This is a genomic window from Photobacterium sp. Ph5 (assembly GCF_022129445.1).
Lineage (GTDB): Bacteria > Pseudomonadota > Gammaproteobacteria > Enterobacterales > Vibrionaceae > Photobacterium.
On sequence record NZ_JADQAQ010000018.1, the window covers coordinates 18506 to 44199 of the forward strand.

Annotated in this window: 20 protein-coding genes; 12 read left to right on the forward strand and 8 right to left on the reverse strand. The window is 37.8% G+C overall.

Features of this window, described 5'->3' with window-relative positions:
• Positions 1 to 9: 9 nt before the first annotated feature.
• Both I3259_RS08995 and I3259_RS09000 read right to left on the reverse strand, forming a co-directional pair.
• Positions 10 to 2055 carry an FUSC family protein gene (locus tag I3259_RS08995; protein WP_238029308.1) on the reverse strand — a complete coding sequence of 682 codons (2046 nt, stop codon included), beginning with the start codon at positions 2053 to 2055 and terminating at the stop codon, positions 10 to 12.
• A gap of 212 nt (positions 2056 to 2267) precedes the next feature.
• Positions 2268 to 2735: a 2TM domain-containing protein gene (locus I3259_RS09000; protein WP_238029309.1), complete on the reverse strand. Its 468-nt coding sequence runs from the start codon at positions 2733 to 2735 to the stop codon at positions 2268 to 2270.
• 359 nt (positions 2736 to 3094) lie between these two features.
• Here I3259_RS09000 and I3259_RS09005 point away from each other — a divergent pair, with 359 nt between their 5' ends.
• The 4 genes from I3259_RS09005 to I3259_RS09020 all read left to right on the forward strand — a co-directional run bounded on the left by I3259_RS09005 (position 3095) and on the right by I3259_RS09020 (position 7674).
• Positions 3095 to 3631, forward strand: coding sequence for a DUF4157 domain-containing protein (locus tag I3259_RS09005; protein WP_238029310.1), 537 nt, complete (start codon positions 3095 to 3097; stop codon positions 3629 to 3631).
• A 186-nt stretch (positions 3632 to 3817) separates the two neighbouring features.
• Positions 3818 to 4819, forward strand: a complete 1002-nt coding sequence (locus I3259_RS09010; RefSeq protein ID WP_238029311.1) for a GTP-binding protein — start codon at positions 3818 to 3820, stop codon at positions 4817 to 4819.
• 126 nt (positions 4820 to 4945) lie between these two features.
• The gene (locus I3259_RS09015) at positions 4946 to 6331 is read left to right on the forward strand and encodes a TldD/PmbA family protein (protein WP_005365438.1); all 1386 of its coding nucleotides are present in this window, start codon (positions 4946 to 4948) and stop codon (positions 6329 to 6331) included.
• Positions 6331 to 7674, forward strand: a complete 1344-nt coding sequence (locus I3259_RS09020; protein ID WP_238029312.1) for a TldD/PmbA family protein — start codon at positions 6331 to 6333, stop codon at positions 7672 to 7674. The genes I3259_RS09015 and I3259_RS09020 overlap by 1 nt, the downstream gene beginning before the upstream one ends.
• Positions 7675 to 7883: 209 nt before the next feature.
• On the opposite strand, the gene I3259_RS09025 is transcribed toward I3259_RS09020, so the two are convergent.
• Positions 7884 to 8498 carry a LysE family translocator gene (locus I3259_RS09025; protein WP_238029313.1) on the reverse strand — a complete coding sequence of 205 codons (615 nt, stop codon included), beginning with the start codon at positions 8496 to 8498 and terminating at the stop codon, positions 7884 to 7886.
• A gap of 454 nt (positions 8499 to 8952) precedes the next feature.
• Between I3259_RS09025 and I3259_RS09030 the strand changes: the two genes are divergently transcribed.
• Positions 8953 to 9339, forward strand: coding sequence for a hypothetical protein (locus I3259_RS09030; RefSeq protein ID WP_238029314.1), 387 nt, complete (start codon positions 8953 to 8955; stop codon positions 9337 to 9339).
• Between the two features lie 108 nt (positions 9340 to 9447).
• Here the strand turns inward: I3259_RS09030 and poxB are convergent, their stop codons facing one another.
• Positions 9448 to 11178 (reverse strand): ubiquinone-dependent pyruvate dehydrogenase, encoded by a 1731-nt coding sequence (gene poxB, locus I3259_RS09035; RefSeq protein WP_238029315.1) that lies wholly within the window; start codon positions 11176 to 11178, stop codon positions 9448 to 9450.
• 278 nt (positions 11179 to 11456) lie between these two features.
• On the opposite strand from poxB, the gene I3259_RS09040 reads away from it, so the two are divergent.
• Positions 11457 to 12626, forward strand: a complete 1170-nt coding sequence (locus I3259_RS09040; RefSeq protein ID WP_238029316.1) for an alpha-hydroxy acid oxidase — start codon at positions 11457 to 11459, stop codon at positions 12624 to 12626.
• A 202-nt stretch (positions 12627 to 12828) separates the two neighbouring features.
• Positions 12829 to 13629, forward strand: coding sequence for a TOBE domain-containing protein (locus I3259_RS09045; RefSeq protein ID WP_238029317.1), 801 nt, complete (start codon positions 12829 to 12831; stop codon positions 13627 to 13629).
• Between the two features lie 5 nt (positions 13630 to 13634).
• Here the strand turns inward: I3259_RS09045 and I3259_RS09050 are convergent, their stop codons facing one another.
• Both I3259_RS09050 and I3259_RS09055 read right to left on the reverse strand, forming a co-directional pair.
• Positions 13635 to 13871 carry a hypothetical protein gene (locus tag I3259_RS09050; RefSeq protein WP_238029318.1) on the reverse strand — a complete coding sequence of 79 codons (237 nt, stop codon included), beginning with the start codon at positions 13869 to 13871 and terminating at the stop codon, positions 13635 to 13637.
• 299 nt (positions 13872 to 14170) lie between these two features.
• Positions 14171 to 14905, reverse strand: a complete 735-nt coding sequence (locus tag I3259_RS09055; protein WP_238029319.1) for a beta-ketoacyl-ACP reductase — start codon at positions 14903 to 14905, stop codon at positions 14171 to 14173.
• Positions 14906 to 15179: 274 nt separating this feature from the next.
• On the opposite strand from I3259_RS09055, the gene I3259_RS09060 reads away from it, so the two are divergent.
• Positions 15180 to 16118, forward strand: coding sequence for a LysR family transcriptional regulator (locus tag I3259_RS09060; protein WP_238029320.1), 939 nt, complete (start codon positions 15180 to 15182; stop codon positions 16116 to 16118).
• Positions 16119 to 16216: 98 nt separating this feature from the next.
• Here the strand turns inward: I3259_RS09060 and I3259_RS09065 are convergent, their stop codons facing one another.
• Complete coding sequence (locus I3259_RS09065; RefSeq protein ID WP_238029321.1) at positions 16217 to 17788, reverse strand: methyl-accepting chemotaxis protein; 1572 nt, start codon at positions 17786 to 17788, stop codon at positions 16217 to 16219.
• A gap of 543 nt (positions 17789 to 18331) precedes the next feature.
• Between I3259_RS09065 and I3259_RS09070 the strand changes: the two genes are divergently transcribed.
• From I3259_RS09070 to I3259_RS09080, 3 genes are all read left to right on the forward strand, one after another.
• Complete coding sequence (locus I3259_RS09070) at positions 18332 to 20440, forward strand: FUSC family membrane protein (RefSeq protein WP_238029322.1); 2109 nt, start codon at positions 18332 to 18334, stop codon at positions 20438 to 20440.
• A 240-nt stretch (positions 20441 to 20680) separates the two neighbouring features.
• Entirely contained in the window at positions 20681 to 21637 is a 957-nt protein-coding gene (ylqF, locus tag I3259_RS09075) for a ribosome biogenesis GTPase YlqF (protein WP_238029323.1), read from the forward strand.
• Positions 21638 to 22173: 536 nt separating this feature from the next.
• Complete coding sequence (locus I3259_RS09080) at positions 22174 to 23334, forward strand: MFS transporter (protein ID WP_238029324.1); 1161 nt, start codon at positions 22174 to 22176, stop codon at positions 23332 to 23334.
• 59 nt (positions 23335 to 23393) lie between these two features.
• Here I3259_RS09080 and I3259_RS09085 read toward each other — a convergent pair whose 3' ends face one another.
• The gene (locus tag I3259_RS09085) at positions 23394 to 24308 is read right to left on the reverse strand and encodes an ROK family protein (protein ID WP_238029325.1); all 915 of its coding nucleotides are present in this window, start codon (positions 24306 to 24308) and stop codon (positions 23394 to 23396) included.
• 292 nt (positions 24309 to 24600) lie between these two features.
• Between I3259_RS09085 and rodA the strand changes: the two genes are divergently transcribed.
• Positions 24601 to 25692 (forward strand): rod shape-determining protein RodA, encoded by a 1092-nt coding sequence (gene rodA, locus I3259_RS09090; protein WP_238029326.1) that lies wholly within the window; start codon positions 24601 to 24603, stop codon positions 25690 to 25692.
• The last annotated feature ends 2 nt before the right edge of the window (positions 25693 to 25694 follow it).

Here is a 25694-nt window from a genome sequence, read left to right on the forward strand (position 1 = left end):
TTCACTGTATTAATTGGCTATTTGAAAATATTTATCACGCACGAGATCATGCATTTGTTTTACAGCCATTAATGATAACCAAACCAACTCATAGGCTGCTTGCTCATTAGTTGGTTTATCTAAACTCATAGGTATATTTGACTCATCAAAATAAGGAAGCTCAACGATTTTTCCACTTTGAATACTTGAAATCAATGCATCCATTGCACAATTTATGGTGTATTCCCAATCAGTTACATTATGTAATGTGGTTCCATTTCTCGCTAGAGGAATAAGTAGACATAGATAGTAAGACAATAAACGGTAATGACTTAGCATCTCTTCATAATATTGAGGATCACGACGTGTAAAGCGAGGTTCATTCTGCATCTCATTATAAATAAGCTCTAATCCCCGTTCTTTAGACAGCATATCTAAACGCTGTTTACCAAGTTGAGTGGGCTCAATCTTATGACTTTCAGATATAAGCTCCTTATAACATGTCAAAAATAGTTTTTTTGTTGCTTGAAGTGCTTTAATTGATTGGGCGTGGATCTCTTTCCCCCTCCATTGTGGCCAAAGTAAACTATAGCCAACTAACACTAAAGAACACCCAATAAGATTATCTATTATTCGAGGAACAACAATATCAATGCCATTGTTAGCTATAATTTGAAACGCCAACACCAACATCGCTGTAATACAACCAACCGCAATTGCATAATTTTTAAGTATATTAAACATCGCAACTGTCAATAATATGGTTAACAGTATATAAATTTGGAGATCAGATATACCAAGGAAAATCAGCACTGTCGCAAATAATAAACCAGAGCCTGTGCCAAACCATCTTTGCCATATTTTACTTCTGATCGATGAAAAGCTCGGTTGGATAACCATTATAATTGAAATAAATACCCACTCTGGATGCGCTAAATGAAATGAATCCGAAATAAAAGCACCCAAGGTAAAAATCATTGAGAAACGTGCCACATGTCGCCATATTGGATTATTTTTCTTTGGCCAATGCCAAGCTAATTCAAAGGGTTGAATTTCAATTTGTCTTTCAAACGACGGCTGCTCAAGTTCAATCCTACGAGAAAGATATTTAATACTTGCCGCCCAGTAACGAAATCTTGTCTGTTGATTTAACTCTGCTTGAACTGCATCGATTAATTCATCTGCGATGGCAATACACGATTCTGTAGGGAATGTAACTTGTGTATGTTGAAGCGCTTTTGCTTTACACAATAACCTCTGTTGACAATTTTCACTCCATTTCATCAACAGATTACGTTTCTCTTCATCATGTTGAAACTGACTGATGAGATCTTTATTTCTAGTATGACAACTTATCAAACCTTCAAAAATATCAGCGGCAAGGAATAGCTCTTGTTTTAATACATTAACATCGTTTTTTGATGACAGAAATGACTCTGATTGAACGGCTTGCTCAAACAATTCAATCAATTGATATTTGGTTTCTATTGCTTTTTTCTCGATACCCTCGCCCAATAAAAACTGTGTTCTGTGTTTAAAAAACACATTAAGCTGATCATAAATAGCAATTAAGCCCACTTTTAATGCGTAGTGTTTCCATAATGCAAACCAAGCCCAACTGAATAAAGCAAAGCCTAATGGACCTAAAACTAGCATCAAGTAAGAATACATGTCAGCTTTTGAGTTATGCAGTGACAAGGCCATAACAGTAATCAATAAACTAGAGATCCCCAATCGCCCCCAAAACGGACCGTTAAGGGCGCAACTTGCTGCTAATATCGATAACACGCCATAAATAACCCATAATGGAAGGTCACCAGAAAGCATGAAATAAGACAGTAACAACGCACTAATCCACACCACTGATGAGATAACAAACCGCGCCCATCGCCTCGGCCCTGCAATATCTAACCCGCTAATTAAAGCCGCAGGTAATGTCATCAATGCCGTCATTGCATAATTGATCTGCCCTAAAACAAGACCGATAGCAATAATCAACAACATTGCACTGAAGGCACGAAAACCAAAGTTAACTGAAGGGGTATACCAGATTTTACGGACAACGGAAGATAGCATTAACACACCAATACATATCACTTACATGAATAGTTAACCTAACATGATTAATCCGTTAAAACGATATCGCATATTTATGCTAACTAGTAATATTGAATTAATAAGAAATAGTCATCATATCTGAAAAAGCCCTACCTTTATTATCCTTAAATAATGTATAGGGCTACCTTTAGTTATTCTCTGAAATCGTAATTAACAACTTACAGTAAAAATCACAACTTTCGACCCAAGCGTTTTTCGACTTGCTTTTTCTCCCACTCAGGACCGAAAATATTAAGGACTTCAAACGCACTAAGCGCATGGCTCACAATACCAATCCCCCAGCCCAATGCTGGCCATACCGCCCACCAATAATCAGGACTCGTAAAATAGTTAATCACGAACAGTGCACTTATGACTAATATGTACGTAGTTAGATTCGAATAAAATCCTTTAATACCTTTAACATAGTTAATCGCTTGTTTTTCGTCTTCTGTAATACTTATTTCTTTATTCATTGGCGGCTCCATTTGAAGGTCTGATACTTGTATTTCAAACACAGCAGCTAAAGATTTGAGTGATTCTAGCCCCGCTTTTTGTCCTTGCTCAATACGTTGAATCGTACGAATACTTAATCCACTTAATTGAGAAAGTTGCTCTTGAGACCAACCACGTTGTAGTCGTAATTTTCGAATAATCATTACAAATCCTTTTTGCTACTTTCCGCCAAAGCCTAACGTTATCTTATCAAAAACATCACGTCACAAGCCTGACAAAAACACGACAAGCCTTATTTATCATAAACTTAAAATTATTACTAAAATAACATTTTTCATCTATGCAGCTATTTTAACGTTTTTGACACGCAACTAAACCTTATCAATAATTTCTATTTTAAAGTCTTCATTAACAAGTTCACTCCCAAATACTCTGCTATTCATTACTCTTTCCAACTTTCGTGAAATAGCTCGTATTATTGTGTAAAAGTGAAACACTCAAGTATTCACTTATATACGATGCCTAATAACAAGAACGTCGAAAAACTTAACAAGGAATCGTTATGAAATTGGCATGTATCCTCGTGTTCACAGTATTAGTTTCAGGTTGTATTAACAGAGATGAAATTTACGCAAACCCACCAGCCAAATTAACCGACAGCATCAATGCTATTCTTCCCGCAGCAACAGAATATGTAAAAAAACAAGAGAAAGTCGCGCAAGAAAATGGGGTTCCTCTTTATGAGCAAGCATTAACTATGGCTAAACGCATCGGTATTCAACACCCTGAAAAAGTTCGTATTTACTACAGCAACACGCTTCCATTTCCTACTGATCAGACATTAGCACAATTAGCAAAGAAATCAGGCTATGCAGGTCCTAACATGGCAGGATACACCTATGGATATGGTATTTGGATCAAAAATAAAGAACGAAATAACCGTGAGCTATTAGCCCATGAACTTATTCATGTTCGTCAATTTGAACAACGCGGCGTACAAGAACAAATTCGTCAATACTTAATGCAAATTTATATCTACGGCTACAGCAGCACTCCATTAGAGATGGAAGCATACAGTGAGGCGAAAAATTATATTTAATTTCAATTATCTCTATTAAAGACACAATCAGGAAGCCAACCATTAAGGCTTCCTACTCATCTTTATACTTATGACGACTCAATACATTGATATTTTTACTTGTTTCAGCGAGATACCGTTAGTTTGTAACATACGTTAGAATAAACAAATTACAGAATAATGTAGACGTATAGAGATCAGCGCAACATGAAACGTATTCCAACTAATATTATTACTGGCTTTTTAGGTGCTGGTAAAACAACTGCAATTCTTTCTCTTCTTGCTCGTAAACCTGAAAATGAAAAATGGGCAATTCTTATCAATGAGTTTGGTAATGTGGGCGTCGATGGCGCAATTCTCGAACAACAAGGCGCCATTATTAAAGAAGTTCCTGGTGGCTGCATGTGCTGCGTCGCTGGATTACCCATGTCTGTTGGTATTAATGCCCTACTGGCGCAAAAACCTGATCGCTTATTATTAGAGCCAACAGGATTAGGACATCCAAAAGAGGTGATCAACAAACTAACTTCAGGTGTGTATGCAGATTACGTCGATTTACGTGCCACTATCACCCTTGTTGACCCTCGTCACTTTGCTGATAGCTTCTATACTAATAATGAAAATTTCCAAGATCAGCTTGCTCTTGCCGACGTTGTCGTTGCTAACAAGATCGACCAATGTGATGACTACGATCTTTTCACTTTCCAATCAGCGATTGAACAAACAGAACCAAAGAAAGCCTTAATCGGTGAGGTGGAGTTAGGTAAACTTGAACTAGAGTGGCTTGATATTCCACGAATTGATCGCGCTGCACAACATAGCCATCACCATCATCACGACGATCACCACCACGATATCGCCCCTGAGCCAGAGATTGAGCTATTACCAGGGCAGCAATTCATTCGTAAAGAAAACCACGGTCAAGGATTCCACAGTTGTGGTTGGTTCTTTGCCGCCGATCAACATTTTGAATTTTCAAAGCTTTTCAGTCTATTCTCAAGCTTAAATGCGAACCGTGTAAAAGCTGTCGTGAATACTGAAAATGGTTGTTTTGCCTTTAATGTTGTAAACCAAGTGGTTTCCGTTAACGAACTATCACTCGAAGGTTTTGAATCACGCATTGAAGTGATTGATAGTGAAGTTTTACCTTGGGATGAACTTGAACAAATTCTTCTCTCTATTATTTTGCCTTCAGTTGAGAACAACTAACGCATTACAGTTACTCGCTGATAACTCAGTATTTAATCGTTTCTTCCTATTTCACCAATAGAGGAAGAAATAACAAAAAACTGCTAGTTTATTAAATAGAGCTCATAAAAACACAAGGGAGCACACATGCTAAACCCTAGCACTGCTAAAGCAGTCATCGATCATGCGCTATTTTTAGGTGCCGATTTTGCCGAACTCTTTGTTGAACATCACCAATCTAACTCTGTGCAGTTAATTTCAGGTGAGATCGATAAAATCAACTCAGGGATCGATTTTGGTATCGGTATTCGTCTATTTTTCGGCTTTAAAGTTCTGTATGGCTACACCAACAGCACAGACGAAGAAGAATTGAAACGCGTTACTAGCCTACTGGCAGCAAAAGATAAACGTGAGCAAATTTTATCTGCTGGTAGTTTGAATTTAAACCGCTTTACCAATAAACACAGTTGCCAGTTACCATTAAGCCAAGACGCTAACATGGCAGCAAAAATTGCGTTTTTACGCCAAGCAGATGAAGCTGCTCGTGCTGAAAATGAAAAGATCAGTCAGTTCATCGGTAATATTGGTCAACGTGAACAACAGATTGAAATCTTCAACTCTGAAGGTTTGCACATTGGTGATACTCGCCACTACACCCGTATTTCTGCTAATGCCGTCGCGCAAAATGGTAGCGAACAATCCACTGGCTATGAAGCGCCGGGCGCATTCACAGGTTGGGAGTTTAATAGCAAGGTCAATCCTGAGCAGTTAGGTCAAGATGTGGCTAAGCAAGCGATGGTTAAACTGTTTGCTGATGCTTGTCCATCAGGCGAAATGCCAGTGATCATCGGTAATGGTTTCGGTGGAGTAATCTTCCACGAAGCGTGTGGTCACTTGCTTGAAACCACCTCCGTTGCGAAAAAAGCCTCTGTTTTCTACGATAAAATGGGCGAAACCATTGCCAATTCAGTCGTGAACGCAGTAGATGATGGCACTATGGTAAACGAATGGGGCTCTATCAATATTGATGATGAAGGCATGGAAACCCAACGCACTCAGCTTATTAAAGACGGTAAACTGACTAGCTTCATGGTTGATCGCATGGGTGGCATGAAAACAGGCTTTGCTCGTACTGGTTCTGGTCGTCGGCAATCATATAAATTTGCGCCAACTTCACGTATGCGTAATACCTTTATCGAACCCGGTGATAGCAGTCTTGACGATATGCTCGCTGGTGTTGAGCGCGGTATTTACGCTAAGAAAATGGGTGGTGGTTCAGTTCAACCCGGTACAGGTGAGTTTAACTTTGCAGTGCAGGAAGCCTATCTTGTTGAAAACGGTAAAATCACTAAGCCATTAAAATCTGCAACTCTAATTAGTACTGGTCCTAAAGTATTAAAAGAAATCAGTATGGTTGGTAATGATTTTGCCCTTGCGGCTGGTATGTGTGGTTCTGTCAGTGGCTCAGTGCCGACAACTGTGGGTCAAGCTGCATTGAAAGTTGATAATATTCTTGTGGGAGGTGGTAACTAATGGCTGATCAAAATAAATTACAGCAGGCCATCGACCATGTGCTTGAGCGTGTAACTCAAAAAGGCGCGAGTGCTGATGTGATTGCGAATCGTAGCAATAACTTCTCGCTTAAAGCCAATAATGGCGAGCTCGATGAATACAAGGTAACGTCAGGACAAGTGATTGGCGTCCGCGTGGTAAAAGATCAACGTATTGCCACCAGCTATTCTGAGTCATTAGATCCAACTAGCCTTGATCTAATGGTTGATAACGCGCTATTGAACGCCGAATATTCACAGCAAGATCCGCATCAAACTATTAGCTGTATTGATAGCAAAATCAGCACAGATTTAAACGAGATTTACCAAAATGATGATGGCGATGTAGATCAAAAGATCGCTCTCGCCCTATCATTAGAGCAAGGTGTAGTAAGCAAGCCTGATGCTAAAAGTGCCCCATACAATGGCTTTGCTGAATCAGATGCCCATGTGATTTTAGCCAATACTCAAGGTACGCTTTGCCATCACAGTGAGCGTTCAACCTACTGTTATGCTTATAGCTTAATTGAAAAAGACGGCAAACAATCGATGCACGGTGGTATGTCATCGGGTCGTAAATTCAGTGAGTTAGATGAAAACTACTGCATTAACTATGGCTATGATATGGCATCAGCATTACTTGATGGCTCACCCATTGCTACCAAGCAATACCCTGTCATTTTCACCCTAAGCTCACTTAGTAGCTTATTCGGTGCATTTGGAATGTGTACCTCAGGGCAAGCAGCCATGAAAGGCATTAACCCTTGGCGTGATGCGATTGGTAGCCAAGTGGCGAGCCCACTTATTACCATTACAGACAAAGCTTATATTGAAGGCGGTTTTTCTATTAAAGCCTTTGATAGCGAAGGTTTTGCCACTCGCGATACTGTATTAGTGGGTGAAGGTCAGCTAAATAGCTTACTGCACAATAGTCATACCGCGAGTTACTTCGGTATCGAAAACACCGCTAATGCATCACGTTCGGCAAAAGGTGGATTAGGTGTTGGCTCTCGTCACACAGTTATTTCAGTTGGCGCAAGTAGCATTGATGAAACAACGAGTGGTGAATATTTAGAGCTTGTTGAACTGCAAGGTGTTCACTCTGGCGCAGATGCTATCAGTGGTGATTTCTCATTTGGTGCGAGTGGTTTCTTATGTCGTGATGGTCAACGTATTCAAGCAGTACGTGGTATTACGGTTGCAGGTAACTTCTATCAAATGATCAAAGAAATTGATGCGGTAAGTAATGTGTTAGAACACGATTATAATCGCAGTTTCTATGCACCGAAAATTCGTTTTGCTCGCCTAAACATTGCAGGTAAGTAAATAACCCGATAAAGCCTTGCGACTGTTTACTTGTTCAAATAAGTTATTCAGACGTAAGGTTTTATTTTATCTAACAATAAATATTAGCCTTACCCCTAACCTATCAGCTTTGTAGTGCTTACTTATAGCGTAACTCTTATTGCTATTGGCACTGATTACTTACTTAAGATCTTTTGGACTTCAAACATGTTAGATAGGTATCCGCTACTTTAAGCCTTTGTTGCCAACAAAACCCCACAGGTTGCTAAAAAACCGCCAGAGAACTTGTTAAGTAACGTCTTCACTTTCTTTCCCTCAAATACAAAACTTACCCTTGACGTAATACAAGCATAGAGACTTAGTGTCCCACCAACAGATATCGTCGAAATCATAAAAATAATAATAACGTCTGACAGTGAAGTTGACTGTAGATCTATAAACGCGGGAAAGAACCCCATATAAAACAATATCGCTTTGGGGTTTGATAAAGTCATTAACATACCAACAGCAACACTTGAAGTTTTTATCCCTTTATCAGGAGCTCGTGTTGATGTTATAGAAACATCAGAAGTCCATGTGACATAAGCCAACCAAAAGAGATAGGTAATTCCTACATATTTTATGACTATCGCAAACTCACCCATAACGTTTGCAACCACAGATAAACCCGACAAAGCTAGAAAGATAAAGATGTAATCAGCCAGTACCACTCCGAGCACAACTAATAAGCCTTGTTTCCAACCATAAGTAAGAGATCTCGATATAACAGCGAGCACACTTGGTCCTGGAATAGCCGCAGATAGAAGCATCGCAAGAAATAGTGCAGTACCCGTTACTATAGACATAAACCATCCTTTGATTTAACGCCTTACTAAATGGCGAGTAATAGTGGAAGTAACAATATCACTCAGCGTATTTTATGAACAACAACTTACTTATCTCGTATTGCATGGTAAACACCCTGCCACGATTGATGTTTATAGTCGTGCGTTGCCTCGCATTATGTATCCACTTGATAAATCACCTTATACATTAACCAAAAAGATCTTAAACAACATTTTCGGGAACTGTGTGGTTTACGCGCCGTGTATCCTTATCTTGATATAAGCACTGAGCTTTGTTCAAAAAGTGAACCAGTATTCTCTAGCTTGCTTCTTCATTGCGATGACCGTACTTTGAACCTCATTAGTTACTTTATGAATATTTGACTAACTGAATGCACAAGAAATAGGATATACAGGTACGTTAAAATCATGTTCAATTTTAATAAATTTTCCTTAATGAGTAAGAGCAATCAAAATGTCTAATGTCGTTCAGTTCTCTGCATTCAGTGGTAATAAGAAAAATAGCGCGACTTTACCCACCACATCACCTAGCCCTAAAGCATTGAGGGAAGAAGCCGCACTAAAACAAGACAATTGCTGTTACTTTTGTGGCACTCGTAAAGATCCCAAAGAGCTAAACTGGCTGAATAAGGTAGGCTTTAAACAAAAAACGCATGTTGTTTGCGGTACATGTAGCTCTGAAGCTAAATCTCGTTCAATGGATGATCTACGAATCATTCTTGCGCTTAAAGCAATGGATTTTAGAACAATTAAACTCAAACAGTTTCTGGAATTAAGAGAGAAAGGCGTTCAAATAGAAGGGGTTCGTGACTACAAATTCTACTTTGAAACCATTGATTGATAATTCTCTTAAGAGTAAGCACAAAATAAAACCTTGCGTTTACTCTCTTATTTAAAATAAGCCAGAAAAGAACAAGGTTTTTATTGTAACTAACGTTTAGACGATTGATTAATCACGTAATGCATCGCTTTTTACAACATCGATTAATTGGTTTCCGTGCTTATTAAACATTGCTTTTAGCATATATAATCCAAACCCAGCAGCTTGTTTAAGTTCGATAGTCGGTGGCATCATTAATTCTTCTTTATTTGAAATGACTTCTAACAATGCAGGCCCTTCTGTTGCTAACAATTCATCAATTGCTTCAGGTAGTTTAGTCACATCATCGACTTTAATACCTGTAATACCACATGCTTCAGCAATAGCAGCAAAACTTGGATTGACTAAATCAGTTGAATCTGACAGTAATCCTGCTGCTTTCATTTCCATCGCAACAAAGCCTAATGAACTATTATTGAGTACCACAATTTTTAAAGGCAACTTATAGGGTTTAAGGGTTAATAAGTCCCCCATTAACATAGAGAAACCGCCATCACCACACATTGCGATCACTTGACGCTCAGGCGCTGCGGCTTGAATACCGATAGCTTGTGCCATTGCATTTGCCATTGAACCATGAGAGAAAGAGCCAATTAATCGACGTTGACCATTTAGTTGCAAATAGCGTGCAGCCCACAATGTTGGTGTACCAACATCACAAGTAAAGATGGCATCTTCTGCTGCTTTTTCGCTTATTAATTTATTCAATGTTTGAGGGTGGATCAATGTTTTACCCTGTTTTACTTGAGTTAACACATCAAAATCTTTTCGCGTTTTTTTATAATGCGCCAAACATGTATTAAGGAAATCTTCGTCAGTTTTCTCTGTTAACTGCGCTAATAGTTGTTCAACAAAGACTTTTACATCAGCCACGATACCGAGATCAACTTGCGTATGACGACCAATACTCGCCGGATCGATATCAATTTGAATAATTTTTGCTTTAGCGGGATAGAATGCGCGGAAAGGAAAACCTGTTCCTAATAAAATTACCGTATCGGCCTGCTCTAACGCATGATAGCCCGATGAAAAACCAATTAACCCCGTCATACCAATATCATAGGGGTTATGATGCTCTAAATATTCTTTACCACGTAATGCATGAACAATCGGCGCTTTAAGTGTCTTCGCAAGTGCAACCACTTCATCATGAGCAAATTTACAACCAGCACCCGCCATAATTACACACTTAGTACTATGCTGTAGCATCTCTGCTGCTGCAGTAACTAATGTCGTTTCGGGTGCAATAACAGGTAATAATGGCTGTTGCCAACGTTTTAAATCAGCATTATTTGGCATATTTTGCAGTGCAATATCACCGGGTAATACAATGACACTAACACCCTGCTTTAAAATGGCTTGTCGCATTGCCGTTTCAAGCAATTGTGGCATTTGTTCTGGATGGGTTAAGGTTTCACAAAATACACTGCATTCTTTATACAATGCTTTTGGATCCGTTTCTTGAAAATAATGGCTGCCCACTTCAGAAGAAGGGATATCAGAAGCAATAGCTAATACGGGAACGCGATTTCTATAACAGTTATAAAGCCCGTTAATAAGATGCATATTACCAGGACCACAAGAACCAGCACAAACAGCTAATTTACCTGTGAGCTCCGCTTCTGCACCTGCAGCAAAAGCGGCCACTTCTTCGTGTCGGGTTCCCATCCAGCGGATTTTACCTTCCGCTCGAATACTATCGCTGATCCCATTTAATGAATCCCCTGTCACACCCCAGATCCGTTCCACACCCGCTTGTGCTAAAAAACGAGTGATATAACGCGCGATTGTCTGTTTCATTCGGTTCCCTTTCGACTCTGATTAATATAATTTTTATCTATATTAATCCTCTATTTTCATTTTTTTATATCCGTTTAATTCCAAAATCAATTACCATTATTGAGTAATCTATTCACGATAATAAATAAGCTTCTCTTTACAAGAAAATATAAAAAAGGAAACACTGTTAACTATTTTTATTTATTCCATTTTTTGTTTTTTAGATATTGTAAATATCACGTTCATAATCAATTCAATTGATCTATGTTATTTGCACTTGTCAAAATGAGATAATAAAAATGAAGGATTATTTTAATACCCATTACCCTGATGTTGAGTACCTTCGCCGTAAAGCGAAATTCAACTTACCTAAGTTTGCCTTTGAATATGTCGATGGCGGCTGCAACATTGAAATGGGACTCAAACGCAATACTCATGATATTCGCCAAATTGAGCTAATCCCCTATTATCTTCGTGATTACAATTCGATTTCTTTAAAAGCAACTCTGTTTGGCGAAACGTATGATGCGCCATTTGGTATCAGCCCTGTGGGTTTACAAGGTTTGATTTGGCCAAATGCGCCTGAAATATTGGCACAAGCCGCTTTTGAGCAAAATGTACCTTTTATTCTTAGTACTGTTTCAACCTCTCCGATTGAGAAGATTGCCGATATCACAGAAGGTAAAGCATGGTTCCAACTCTATCACCCTGTTGATGACAAGATTACAGATGATTTACTTAAACGCTGTGAAGACAGTGGTATCAAAACATTAGTATTGCTTTCTGATGTTCCTACTTTTGCTTATCGCCCTAAAGAAATTCGTAATGGTTTAGCTATGCCGCCCAAAATGACATGGCAAAATATTGTCGAAATAATATTGTCACCCAAATGGGCATTAGCCACGTTGAAAAAAGGACAGCCTCAGTTCGAAACTTTGTCCAAATATATGTCAGGCTCGATGGACATGCACCATCTCGCATTATTCATGGATAAAACCTTTAATGGTCGGTTAAGTGAAGACAAAGTCGCACGTTTACGTGACAAGTGGAAAGGTAACCTGGTATTAAAAGGCTTATCTACCGTTGAAGACAGTCAAAAAGCCATTGCGCTTGGTTTAGACGGCATCATTATCTCAAACCATGGTGGCCGACAATTAGATGCTGGACCATCGACTATCAGTAAGTCCATTGAAATAATGGATAAATGCAAAGGTCAAATTACGATTATGATGGACAGTGGTATTCGTGACGGGGCTGATATTGCTCGTACACTCTCAACAGGGATTGAGTTTGCCTTCCTTGGTCGTAGTTTTATGTATGGTGTTGGTGCATTGGGCCATAACGGTGGTCACCACACTATTAATATGTTGAAAAAACAACTACAACAAGTGATGGAACAATGTTGCTGTGAATCAATCAGTAATCTTACTGATCATATTGCAAAACGTAATCCTTTCACGTTGGATTAGTACGCTGTCTGTACTCATTCATTGTGGGTACGGACAGTTCAAAAAACCAACAGCATTATAGCTAATCTTTTGATTATTCAATAACTTTACTGCACATAAAACAGTAATATCATAATAAATACAAAAGGTTACTTATATATTTAAATTATACCTACTGAGTAAACTGCGCTAAGATAGAAAAAAATAAGACTAAATTACTGTTATGAACCTTACCGCAATCTCTACTCTTCTCATTGAAAATAAGATTTTCGCCAATCCTCGTCGTATTGCTCTACTCAATGCAATCCACCAAACAGGCTCGATAAGCAAAGGAGCCAAACTTGCTGGTATCAGTTATAAAGCGGCTTTCGATGCCGTTAAAGATATGAATATTCTTGCTGACTCTGCACTTGTAACAAGTGAAAAAGGCGGTAAAGGTGGCGGTGGCGCTGAGTTAACAAGATTTGGTCTACGTTTGGTTCAAATGTATGAATTACTCAATCAAATTCAAGATATGGGTCTAAAAGCTTTAAATGATGAAAACGCACCATTAGATAGTTTACTTGGTGTTATGTCTCGCTTTTCATTACAGACCAGTGCTAGAAATCAGTTCTTCGGACATATCAACACAATTGAACGCCATAGCCTACATGACTTAGTTACAATTACGATTACCGATACCCATCATATTTATGCCACGATCACCCATGGCAGTACAGTAAAACTGCAATTGGTAAAAAACAAAGATGTTGTAGCACTGATTAAAGGTCCTGCTATTACAGTATGTAGCGAAGAAAATATGATCCACGGTAAACGCGATCGCTTTGATAACCAATTATTAGGAACGATAACGTCGATCCAACAAGATATGAAATCAACCGAGATCGCTATAGCATTGAATGATGCAATTACTGTCTGTGCGTTAGTGGATAATCAAGATCTGATAGAAGAGAGTCTCCGTGTCGGCATGTCTATTTATGCACTCTTTAAATCAAACCAAGTCACCATCGCGACAATGTGCTAACACGTTTATGGAATATCAACAAATCCACTATAATTATGCTTTATATTTAATTGCTCAGAAAAAGACTGATACTCTTGGTATTGTTTATTCACCAAAGCAGCACCACCACAGACCATTAATATAAGGGCTAAACGGCTTAACCAAATTTTTTCTTTCTGCATTGAATAAAACAATAAAATAGCAGCAAGAATCAATAGAACTAGGCTCTCAACACCTATATTGTGTATAAAAAATGCGACCACTACAGCATTCCTAATGGCATAAGTCGACGCAGTTTAATGCTTTTCAAGTAGAAAGCATTGAAAACAATAGCAAAGTCTTAATATTTTTCACAATCCTGACAGTTCAGCACGAAAACTGAACGATACCACTGATATTGATTGTTATTTAAACACGCCGCTTGAGCAAAAGTTGAACGGATTTGATCTAAAGTTTATTTAACTTCTGACATTCAGTACTTAACTTATTCATTGATTCACAGCATGATAAGATAAATCGCCTTCACTAATGAATATAGCTAGGAAGGCGAATTATTCTTGTCTTATATTACTAGTCCGCCATCGACTTTCAATGTTTGACCTGTAATAAAGCTCGAATGATCACTCGCTAAAAAGAGCACGCCATTTGCGATATCTTGCGCCAGCCCCATACGTTTTAATGGTGTTTTTGAAACCATAAAATCAATCACTTTTTCGGGTAGGTCGACGGTCATAGGCGTTTCAATAAAACCAGGGGCAACGCAATTAGCACGCACTTTTGCCCCTTTACGTGCAAACTCTTTCGACCATGATTTTGTCATTGCAATCACACCAGCTTTTGTCGCTGCATAATTAGTTTGACCTATATTACCATCAGTACCAACCACCGATGACATTGTGATGATCGATCCTGAGCCTGATGCCATCATTAAAGGAGCGATGGCTTGTGTCATATTAAACACGCCTTTCAAATTGACATCTATAACAAGATCCCAATCATTCTCTGACATATTTTCAATTAAATTATCTCGTGTAATCCCTGCGTTATTTACTAATACATCAATGGTTCCATACTGTTGTGCGATTTTTGTGATCGCTTCTGATACATTAGCTCTATCGCATACATTTAATTCGAGTGCAGTTACGTTAGGAAATTGTTGCTCTAAATCGGCCATGGCGCCAAAATTCATATCACAAACAAATACATGCTTTGCGTCTTGGTTAGCAAAGGTTTCGACAATACAGCGACCAATACCTTGAGCACCACCAGTTACAAGGCAAACCTTATCCGTTAGCATTTTTACTACCCCTCTTAAAAATACATATTTACTCTATATACTTATTATTACACCCAATACATAAGCTCTAATCTTTACGGCTTAACATAATAATAGATAATCAGCTCTTAGCGTGCAGTTGCATTAAAGCAATTCACTCTTTCATATAATCAAATAACGTTCCACAAATAAGAAAATGACAAAATTACCCTGCAGATAGCTTTAAATCATTGGCTATAACGTTACTATTTACACTTGGTACTCCTGAACTTTATTTATAATGCAAGGAATGCGAATGTTAGACAAAATTGTTTTTTTTCTTCATGTCGTACGTTGCAATTCTGTCACTGATGCTGCAAAGCAATATGGCATATCGCCATCTGCAGGTAGCCGCTGGCTCACAGAGCTTGAAGAAAATATGGGGGTCAGCCTTGTTAAACGTACCACACGAAAAATCACACCAACACAGGCTGGGCGCTTGCTGTTTAAACAGTTTAGTCACATCAATAACCAAATAACCGATGTTATCAACGAAATACAAAATTTGGGTAATGATGATATCGGCACGATAAAAATTGCAAGTACACCTTTGTTTGCTAAGCATTTTCTTAGTAAAATTATTGGTGAATATATTAGTGACAACCCTACTATCAATTTTATTGTGATCGAAACAGCGTTTGAAGTAGATAATGTTCACGATGTCGATTTTGCCATTAGAGCAAACGCGATATACCGTGGTTTTCAAGACAAAGACAGTTTACTAGTAAAACGTTCCCTTTTCAGCGAACCTTTAAAAGCCTGCTGCTCACCCACTTATATTCAGCGGTATGGTGAACCGATAATACCCCATGATCTTAAAAAACATTTGTGCTTATTTGCAACAACATTAGTCGGTGGTAATAAATGGATCTTTGAACAAAATGGTGAATACAACTCGGTTCAAATACCAAGATCGGTAGAAGTAGATGATAGTGATATTTTAAAAAACATTGCCTTAGCCGGTGGTGGTATCGCGTATTTACCGTACAGTTTAATTAAACAAGATCTTCAAGAAGATCGGTTAGTAACGGTATTAAATAACTACATTAGCAGTGAATTTGAGCTTAGTTTGTATTATAAACCACGAAAGTATATGCCTGTACGATGCGCTAATTTCAAAGACTATCTATTACAACGTGTAGAAGAAATTAACCTAGCTCGACAAAGCACTCCAACAAAACGAAATAATGGCTAGAAGTCTTAGTACGTATGCTACCTATTAATTTAAGAAACAATATCTACATTCGTGCTAAGACTTCTAGAAAGCTATTATTTATAACTGATTATCAATTGTTAACAAGTAAAGTATTTCAACTGTTCGCTTTGCTTTTCAGCAAGATCAGATAACTCTTCACTCGCTACAGTGCATTGACTTAATCCTGATGCGTTTTGTTGAATAATATGATGAATATTCTCAATACTATTACTGATATCCATTGTTACTTGTAACTGCTCTTCAGAAGCTGTTGAAACATGTGTATTCATATCACTATTCATTGAAATAGCGGCAGTGATCCCTTCTAGCGCTTCATTTGCTTGAGAGGCAACTAATTTATTACTTTCTAATGTATTAATAGCTGATTGCATACGTTCATTTGCTGAAGTCGATTGCTCTTGTAGGCGCTCTATAATCTGCTGTGTCTCTTTTGTTGATGCTTGTGTTCTAGCTGCTAACTGACGTACTTCATCAGCTACGACTGCAAATCCACGACCACTTTCTCCAGCGCGAGCGGCTTCTATCGCCGCATTGAGTGCAAGCAAGTTTGTTTGTTCCGATATCCCTTGTATCGAGTCAATAACTTGACTAATTTGTGCCGATTGTACTTTTAGCTGTGCAACAACATCAGCAGCTTCTACTAATGAAGCTGCCATTTCTTCATTTGCTTGTTGGTTGTTAGAAAACAAATCAAGGCTCTTATTAGCCAACTCACTGGCACTTTTTGAATTTTCATCAGATTTTTGTGCAGCTTGTGTTACTTCTTGTGCCGTTGTAGTTAACTGATCAATTGCTGTTACAACTTGCTCAATTTCAATCACTTGGCTATTTGCATGAGTCTCTGAATCTTTCATCACAATTGATAATTCAGTCGATGAAGCTGCAACATTACGACCAACATCATTTAATACCGCCACTGTTGAACGCAATTTAACAATCATGCGATTGAGATTACGTGCCAATTCACCCACTTCATTAGTGCCGTCAACTGCAATTTCATCTTGCAAATTACCTTCTGCTATTTTCTGCATTGCTCGTTGCAAAATAGTAATTGGCTTAACGATAAGTGAACCAATAACCAAGCAAATAACAATGGCAATTATCAATGTAATGATAAATTCATATCCAATCGCATTTATTGTTTGTCCATGCTCTTTCTTTTGCTGCGCAATATAAGCATCTGCGGTTAAATTTACACGCTTATCCAACGCATCAATTGCTGAAATCATGTCATCACCTAATTGGCGATATTTAACAATATATTTTTGATATTCAGAGTCGCTGATTTGGCCTGAATGCCTAAGATCAAGCACCTCTAACATCGTGTCACGGCTAAAGCTAATATAGCTGATCATTAATGTTCGAAATGCTTCTAATTCTTGATTTATTTCAGGTATTTTTTGAAGGTTTACAATCGCTTTTTTATTACTTAACTCGCTACTATCAAGAGACTTCGATAAACGCGATAATAAATCTTTATCATAAAGTGCATAAATTGCACTTACTCGCATTGCGTAACTATTGCTAATTAAACTTGCGGTACTATCTTTAGCTTCAACGACTAACTGTGTCGTTACATTCATTTTATCAACACTTTCTACAAGGTTATTTCTCCCTAGCATTAGTGCAACAAATAATAAAACAGCCATAAATATAACAGGAATAACTAATTGCAGCTTTATTGATATATTTTTGAGTAAAAACATCAACAACTATCTCCATGTTGTTTGTATTCTTTTTTATTTATCGCATGATAAACAGTATTAATTAAATATATCAATAACTTTATTAATATATTTATTAAAAATGATAAGTGATTAAAAAAACACTATAAATCATAATGTTAATTTACAATTGTTATTTATTCAATCCTATGTATTAACATTTAGATATTCTATTTTAAATTAATAATTATGCTTTAAATAATTATATATATTATTAATTTAGGTGATATGTGATATTTAGCAGCTATTAAGTCTTCATTAACATTACATACAGTATATTAGTCTTAATTTATCTAATTCTATTTAGTCTTTTTAAATCACAGAATAGAATCCTTACCCACAAATAGAGAATAATAAACCCCACTAAGCATGTAGCCCCATACCTCATACAAATAAAACCTTCACTCTTTAAAAAAAGAGATTATGATTAACACAGCAAATCGCACAAACGATGATATTTAATACATTATGAACTTATCCAATTTACTTCTGCGTTACCCTACGTTACGAACGTTACTCAACTTTAGAACCAATATAGCAGCGTTTAGCTTCATTACTTGCTCTGTGCCTCTGTTCCTTATGGATCATGTAACCATGGGTATTGCATTTTCATTAGGAAGTATTAGCTGTGGCTTTGCTGATACGTCAAGTGTAACAAAATACCGCATTCTTGATTTTTTAATCGCTATCCCTCTTTTCTTTCTTATTAGTTTAGGTACTGAAGCCGTTTTTCCACATTCTGTCTTATTTGTTATTAGCCTAACTGTTGTTAGTTTTACCTTATTTATGTTGGCCGTTTTAAGCCCAAGACTTGGTGCAATCGGTTTTGCCTCTATATTACTCGCTATATACGCCATGCTACTGCATTTAGATGGTAGACCTATTTGGCTCGTTCCTTTATGGTTAACGTGTGGCGCATTGTGGTACATTTTTTGGCAAGTTTTAGCTATCTATTTTCTTCCGAACCAAGAATCGAAAGACATTCTATCGGATTTATATCAAGCTATGGCTAAAAAGCTAATAACACATGATCATGGCTTTATATTTTCGTCTGATAACAACGAATTATTTATTAAATCAGCACAATTACGGTCAAAAATTGCAGGACTGTCACACACCTTAGAAGGGCGTATTCATCAGCAATTTACAGCAGGTGAAGATAGCGCAACACTGCAAGATATTTACCGTTTTTTAAAAGTTGCTGAACGTGTTAACGAACAAACACGTTTGCTTTATTTTATTCCTACTTCGAATCTACGACAGACTTGTCCTGAATGGTTAGACAAGATTCACCAATCGACGTTAAAGATAAGCCAATATCTCGAAAAAGTAACTGTTGATAATGTTCATCGTCTAGACGTTCCAATTATCGACTTTGAAGAATTACGCCAATATACAATACAAGAAAATATACGAGAAGAAGCACTGGCTGCGCTTTCTTATATTAATAAACTAGATATTATCTACTTAACACTTCAGCAGTTAAGCCAACAAACCAATCAGACATTGAGCACTGGTATTATTAAACCTATTGTTGTGTCGTGGAAATGGCAAGAGTTAGCCTCTAAGTTAACCAGTCAAATGACGTTAAAATCGAGTTATTTCCGGCATGCTCTTCGCGGAACGTTAAGTTTAGCAACAGGCTTAATCATTGTTAGATCGTTAAATTTAGACTTTGGTTTTTGGACTCTTATGACCAGCTTATTGGTATTACGTCCAAATTTATCAATGACATGGACACGATTACTGCAACGATTAACAGGTACCATTTGTGGTTTAATTGTTGTTGGTGCTTTACTACACTTCCAAGTATCCACTGACATTCTTCCATTCATATTTTGTATCGGTGTTATACTATTTTTCCATACCTCTGCACGTCATTACGGCGTTGCGGTATTCTGCGTTACCCTATTTGTGTTCGCTGGTTTCTCTCTAAACGGGCAAGGCGATAACATTCTTCTACCTCGCCTCGACAATACTGTACTGGGTGTTTTCTTACCTTTGTTATTTGTATTTATCTTATCACCGGGTTGGAAAAAGAAATCATTCCCCACTCAACTAACAACAACGACAACAGGTTATATTGATTATCTTGTTTCTTTAAAATTATACCTAACAAATAAATCCGATTGCACCGCGATTCAGTTACAACGTCACTATCAAGATTGCGTGGTTAACGATACTAACCTATTTGATCATTGGATGGGCTATTTAGGTGAACCGCATAGAAAGTCACAAACGGGTGAGCACATTCTATTATGTAGCCGCAGCTCTAACATTATCTTACGTATATTGACTCAACTGAATGAAAACAAACAGTCATTATTATTAAACTCAACACTTAATAGCGATCTTGATAGTGTCATTGCTTCTCTAAAAGAGTTAGATAAAACACTTAAAAAATCACATAACCACACAGAACTCTTTAAACATATATCAAAGCAAGAAAAATTGATTTATCAATCTTTCATCTATATTGAAAATGATATATATAAACTGGATAACCATACTTTGTTGCTGTTATTAGCTAAAGAAGTAGATCTCTTTGTTACAGCAATTCAACACCAAACAAAGTAATTAAACAGAAATCATTACAAACACTCGCATTTTATTAATGTGAGTGTTTAATTTAATAATACTTGCTTAAGGAGTAACGAGGCATCCCAACCTAGTTATGATAAACTTAGCATCAAGTTTTAACGCAAGTGAGTAAAGTATTCATGTAACTAATCCTACAGCACTCGCTTGTAATCATTTTAAGTAGCTCTGGTAGTACCCCAAGGGACACCTAGAAAAAATATAGAGTATATAAATCAAATGAGTAGTCAAAGTATCCAGTGGTTTCCAGGGCACATGCACAAAGCCCGCAAAGAAATTGAAGAGGCAATGCCGAAAGTTGATGTGATCATCGAAGTTTTAGATGCTCGTATCCCATTTAGTAGTGAAAACCCACTGATCAAATCGTTCCGTCAAACTAACAATGGCAAACCCGTTGTTAAAGTTTTGAACAAACGTGATTTGGCTGATCCTGAAATGACCCAGCTTTGGATTGATCATCTAGAAAAAGAACAAGGCGTAAAAGCAATTGCAATTACGACTGAAAATTTAAACGAAGTTAATCAAATCATGGAACTATGCCGCAAGCTTGCGCCTCAGCGTGAAGAAGCAGGCAAAAAGATCCGTACTATGATCATGGGTATTCCTAACGTTGGTAAATCAACCATTATCAATGCACTTGCAGGCAGAACTGTCGCAATCACGGGAAACCAACCCGCTGTAACACGTCAACAGCAACGTATTAACCTTGATAACGGCGTACTGCTTTCTGACACGCCGGGAATTCTATGGCCAAAAGTAGAAAATCCTCACAGTGGTTTCCGCCTTGCTGCAACGGGTGCAATTAAAGATACCGCGATGGATTATATCGACGTCGCTTTCTTCACCATTGAATACCTGATCAAAGCTTACCCTGATATGATCAAAACACGTTATAACCTTGATGATGACCTACCTGAATCTGAAATTGAACTAATGGAAGAGATTGGGCGCAAGCGTGGTTGTTTAAAAGGTGGTGGTCGTGTTGATCTACACAAAGCCTCTGTCATTCTCATCAATGAATTGCGAAACGGTACACTGGGTAACATCACTCTTGAGCATCCAGATATGATCACTGAAGAGCTGATCAATGTGGCAGTAGAAGCGGAACGCAAAGCAGAACAAAAGATCAAAAAGAAAGAAGAACGACGTAAGCGCTACCTAAAAAATAAGCGTTAATCGATTTCAAAATATAACTAGCCATCGTCCAAGAGTGCCATATTACTATTGGAAGGTGGCTTTTTAGTATATGTAATCCAAACTCTTCATTAGAAAACAATTTTTTTTATATTATTTTGATGGAAATTAGCTTTCATTTGCCATTTTTTTATATATAGCAACAATTACAACACTAACGATTATTTGAATTACCTCCCTACTCCACATCAATAGAATCAGCTCTAATCCTTTCAAAACAAATATATTAATAAGAAAAAGTGTGATTTTGTGCTCATTTTAATTATCACTACTCTAACGATTATTTTTTGGTATTATTCATTATAATGAAACGACCCATTTCGCATTAGTTTTTCTCATTTTACTAATATTAGGTTAGCGTCAATAATCGCCGCGTTTTCGAATAAAACACTTTTTTAAACAGCTCTGTCTTGTTATCTCCAGTGATCATTCCTTGATTTCTGGTTTTTCGTATTCTAAGCGTATTTACCTTAAATAAAGACAGATTATTTCAAACATTTCACTTGGAGACCAAGGTAGTGCAAGACATCACTACTTGTCGCAAAAGCGGCGGCATTTTCGTGCCTGTTGCTGGACTAACTGTATTCGCTATCGCATCAGGCTACCTAATGAGCTTGGTCCCGTTATCATTAGCAAATTTTAAAATCGATAGCAGTTATGCGAGTTGGTTAGCAAGCATCTATTACATTGGCCTTCTTATCGGCTCAATGATGATCGAGCCAATAATTGCGAAGATTGGTCACCGTGTGGCTTTTATTACTTTTTTAGGTTTGCTAGCAGCAACTGTTGCGATTTTGCCCATGTTTCCAAATAAGGAAGTATGGCTATTTGCACGCCTAATTGCCGGTATGGCGGTTGCGGGTATTTTCGTTGTTGTTGAATCATGGCTACTTATTGGTGATAACGCGAAAGAGCGAGCAAAACGTCTTGGTTTTTACATGACCTCGCTCTATGGCGGTACTACTGTTGGTCAATTAGCTGTCGGTATGTTTGGTGTTAAAGGCTTTATTCCTTTTATCGTTATTCTAGTACTGTTGTTAATCGCTATTTTACCACCTCTGTTTATAAAACAAGGTCAACCGAGCAGTGATTCACATCAAGTCTTATCAATAAAGCAAATTGCACGTTTGAGTAAGCCTGCGATTATTGGTTGTATGACTTCAGGTGTTGTAATGGGCAGCATCTACGGTTTAATGCCTTTAGCATTAAAACAAAGTTCTCTAACAACAGATCAAGTCGGCGTGTTGATGGCTGCAACTATTCTTGGTGGTATGGTTATTCAACCTGTAATTAGCAAACTTTCAATTAAAATGAGCAAAACATTATTGCTTGCTTTAATGTCGTTGCTTGGTGTTTTTGCTATGGGTATTACTTACCTATCATCTGACTATGTGGTTCTGATCACTGCATTAACGCTGTTAGGCATGTCAGCTTTTGCGCTTTACCCTATTGCAATTACATTAGCGTGCGACAACCTGGATTCATCATATATTGTTGCCGCAACACAAGTTATGCTTTTTAGTTACAGCATCGGTTCAGCACTTGGTCCAATTGGCGCTAACAGTTTTATGGCAGAGCAAAATGGGATAATGGATTTCTTCTTCATTGTTCTACTTGCAACGGCAATTTACATGCTTGTAGCAAGTTTACATCGCAAGCCTCAAGTTCTGGCGAGTTAAAAGAAAAGCGCGGTACTCTTAACCAGTATCGCGCTTTTAGCTTTTAGGACATCTCTTGTTTAGCTAATGTTCTTTACTAAAGCCGCGGCGCCATACACACCAGCGCTATCCCCTAGCTCTGGTTTTACAATTAGGGTATTAAGCTCTTGATTAAACAAGTGTGGTAAAATTTGTGTTTCTATATCTTGATATAAGGCTTCAATATTACCGACACCACCACCTATCACTATGATATCAGGATCAAGTACGTTAATAATTCGTGCTACCGCTAAACCAAAGTACTCACGTAAGCGCGTTATTGTTTTCAATGCGTCCTGGTTGTTCTGCTTAGCTTGTTCGACGATATCAGGTAAAGATAACGCTTTCGATGATAGTTCGTAATAATAACGTTCTAATCCTTTTCCAGAAATAACCGTTTCCACACAACCTTGCTTACCGCAATAACACTCTGCGCCATCAGGTTCAAGTACGTTATGCCCCCACTCACCAGCAATACCGTGGCAACCATATAAACATTTTCCGTCAACAACAATGCCAGAACCAACCCCTGTTCCCATTATGATTCCGAACACAATTTGTGCATTGGGTTTTAGTCGTTTCACAGCACCAAAGTGGGTTTCTGCTAAAGCAAAGCAATTGGCGTCATTAGCGATCACTGCTTTAATATTCAGTTTTTCATTAAGATCTTTATCAAGAGGCTGACCATTTAATGTCGTCGTATTGCAGTTTTTCATTACGCCATGTACCGGATCAAGCGTACCAGGTGTTCCAAAACCCACTGCTTTCGGATAATGTCCTAATTGCTTTGCACAGCGATCAATCAATATTTTTATTTGCTCTAGAATATGGTTGTAACCTTTCGCACTTTCTGTCGCAATACGTTCACGAATAATAGATTGTTCAGTTTCGCGATCTATCACGATACATTCGATTTTCGTACCGCCTAAATCTATACCCCAGTAATAACGATCCATATGACTCTCCCAATAGATTTACTGCGAGTATAACGAGTAATAATCTCACTTCTCAGCGTTTACTCACTATTTAAACAATTAATAGTTAAGCCTGAATCGAAAGACGTAGTATGTCAGTCATATAAGCAGGCTTTACTTACTATGTTATCAGTTAGAATAAAGGTCACTTTGTTAAACAATCAGCTCGCGCTACATTTCGTTGCACTTTTTATCTTGCAGCAAACGAGAAGTGACCTAAAGTGGCAGGTATTTATAATACCTACGCAATCTGCGTCAATCAGTGAAGCATATGATGAAAAAATTTCGGCCTCATATCGATATTCCTCTGCTGATATCGATTTTAATTTTAATCACATTTAGCTCTCTTAGTGTATGGAGTGCCGGTAGTTTTAGTCTTCCTATTATTGAACGTCATTTAATACGTGCGGCTATTGCAATAGTGGCTTTATTGTTCATGTCTTCTATCTCACCAGCAGCTTATGAACGAAGTGCTCCGTACTTGTTTTTTATTACTGTTATTTTACTTGTTGGTGTGTTTGTTCTTGGTGATAGTACCAATGGCTCACAACGCTGGTTAGCATTAGGACCAATACGTTTTCAACCATCAGAAATTGTAAAAATAGCAGTCCCAATCATGATGGCTTGGATCCTTGTCAGTGATGCGGGTCGACCTAGTATTAAAAAGATCATGATTTGTTTGATAGTAACCGCGATTCCAGCTGGATTGATTTTTATTCAGCCTGATCTCGATGGTGCTATCTTCACTGTAATGTACGCTCTATTTGTTCTATATTTTGCGGGTATGTCATGGAAGTTAATTTCATCTGTGATAGCCATTATTGGTGTCAGTCTTCCATTAGCGTGGTATTTCGTGATGGAGACCTACCAGAAAAAACGTATTCTTCAATTTTTAAATCCTGAATCAGATCCATTAGGCTCTGGTTATCAAATTATTCAATCCAAAATTGCGATTGGATCGGGTGGTATATCAGGCAAAGGTTGGATGGATGCAACACAAGGTCACCTTGGTTTCATTCCAGAGAGCCATACTGACTTTATTTTCTCAACATTTGCAGAAGAATGGGGATACATTGGTAGTTTTACTATTTTAGCAATCTATACGTTTATGACTTTTAGAGTGTTATGGCTGGCGAATCAGTCAGAATCAACCTTCGCACGATTAGTCAGTGGCTCGTTTGCTTTAAGTTTCTTTCTTTATAGCTTTATTAATATTGGTATGGTGAGCGGTGTATTACCGGTTATGGGAAGCCCATTGCCTTTCTTTAGCTATGGTGGTTCAGCAATTATTACTCAAGGTGCTATTTTCGGTATTATTATGGCGCTTTGTTTAAGAAAAAAATCTATTTGCGCACCTAACACCTAATA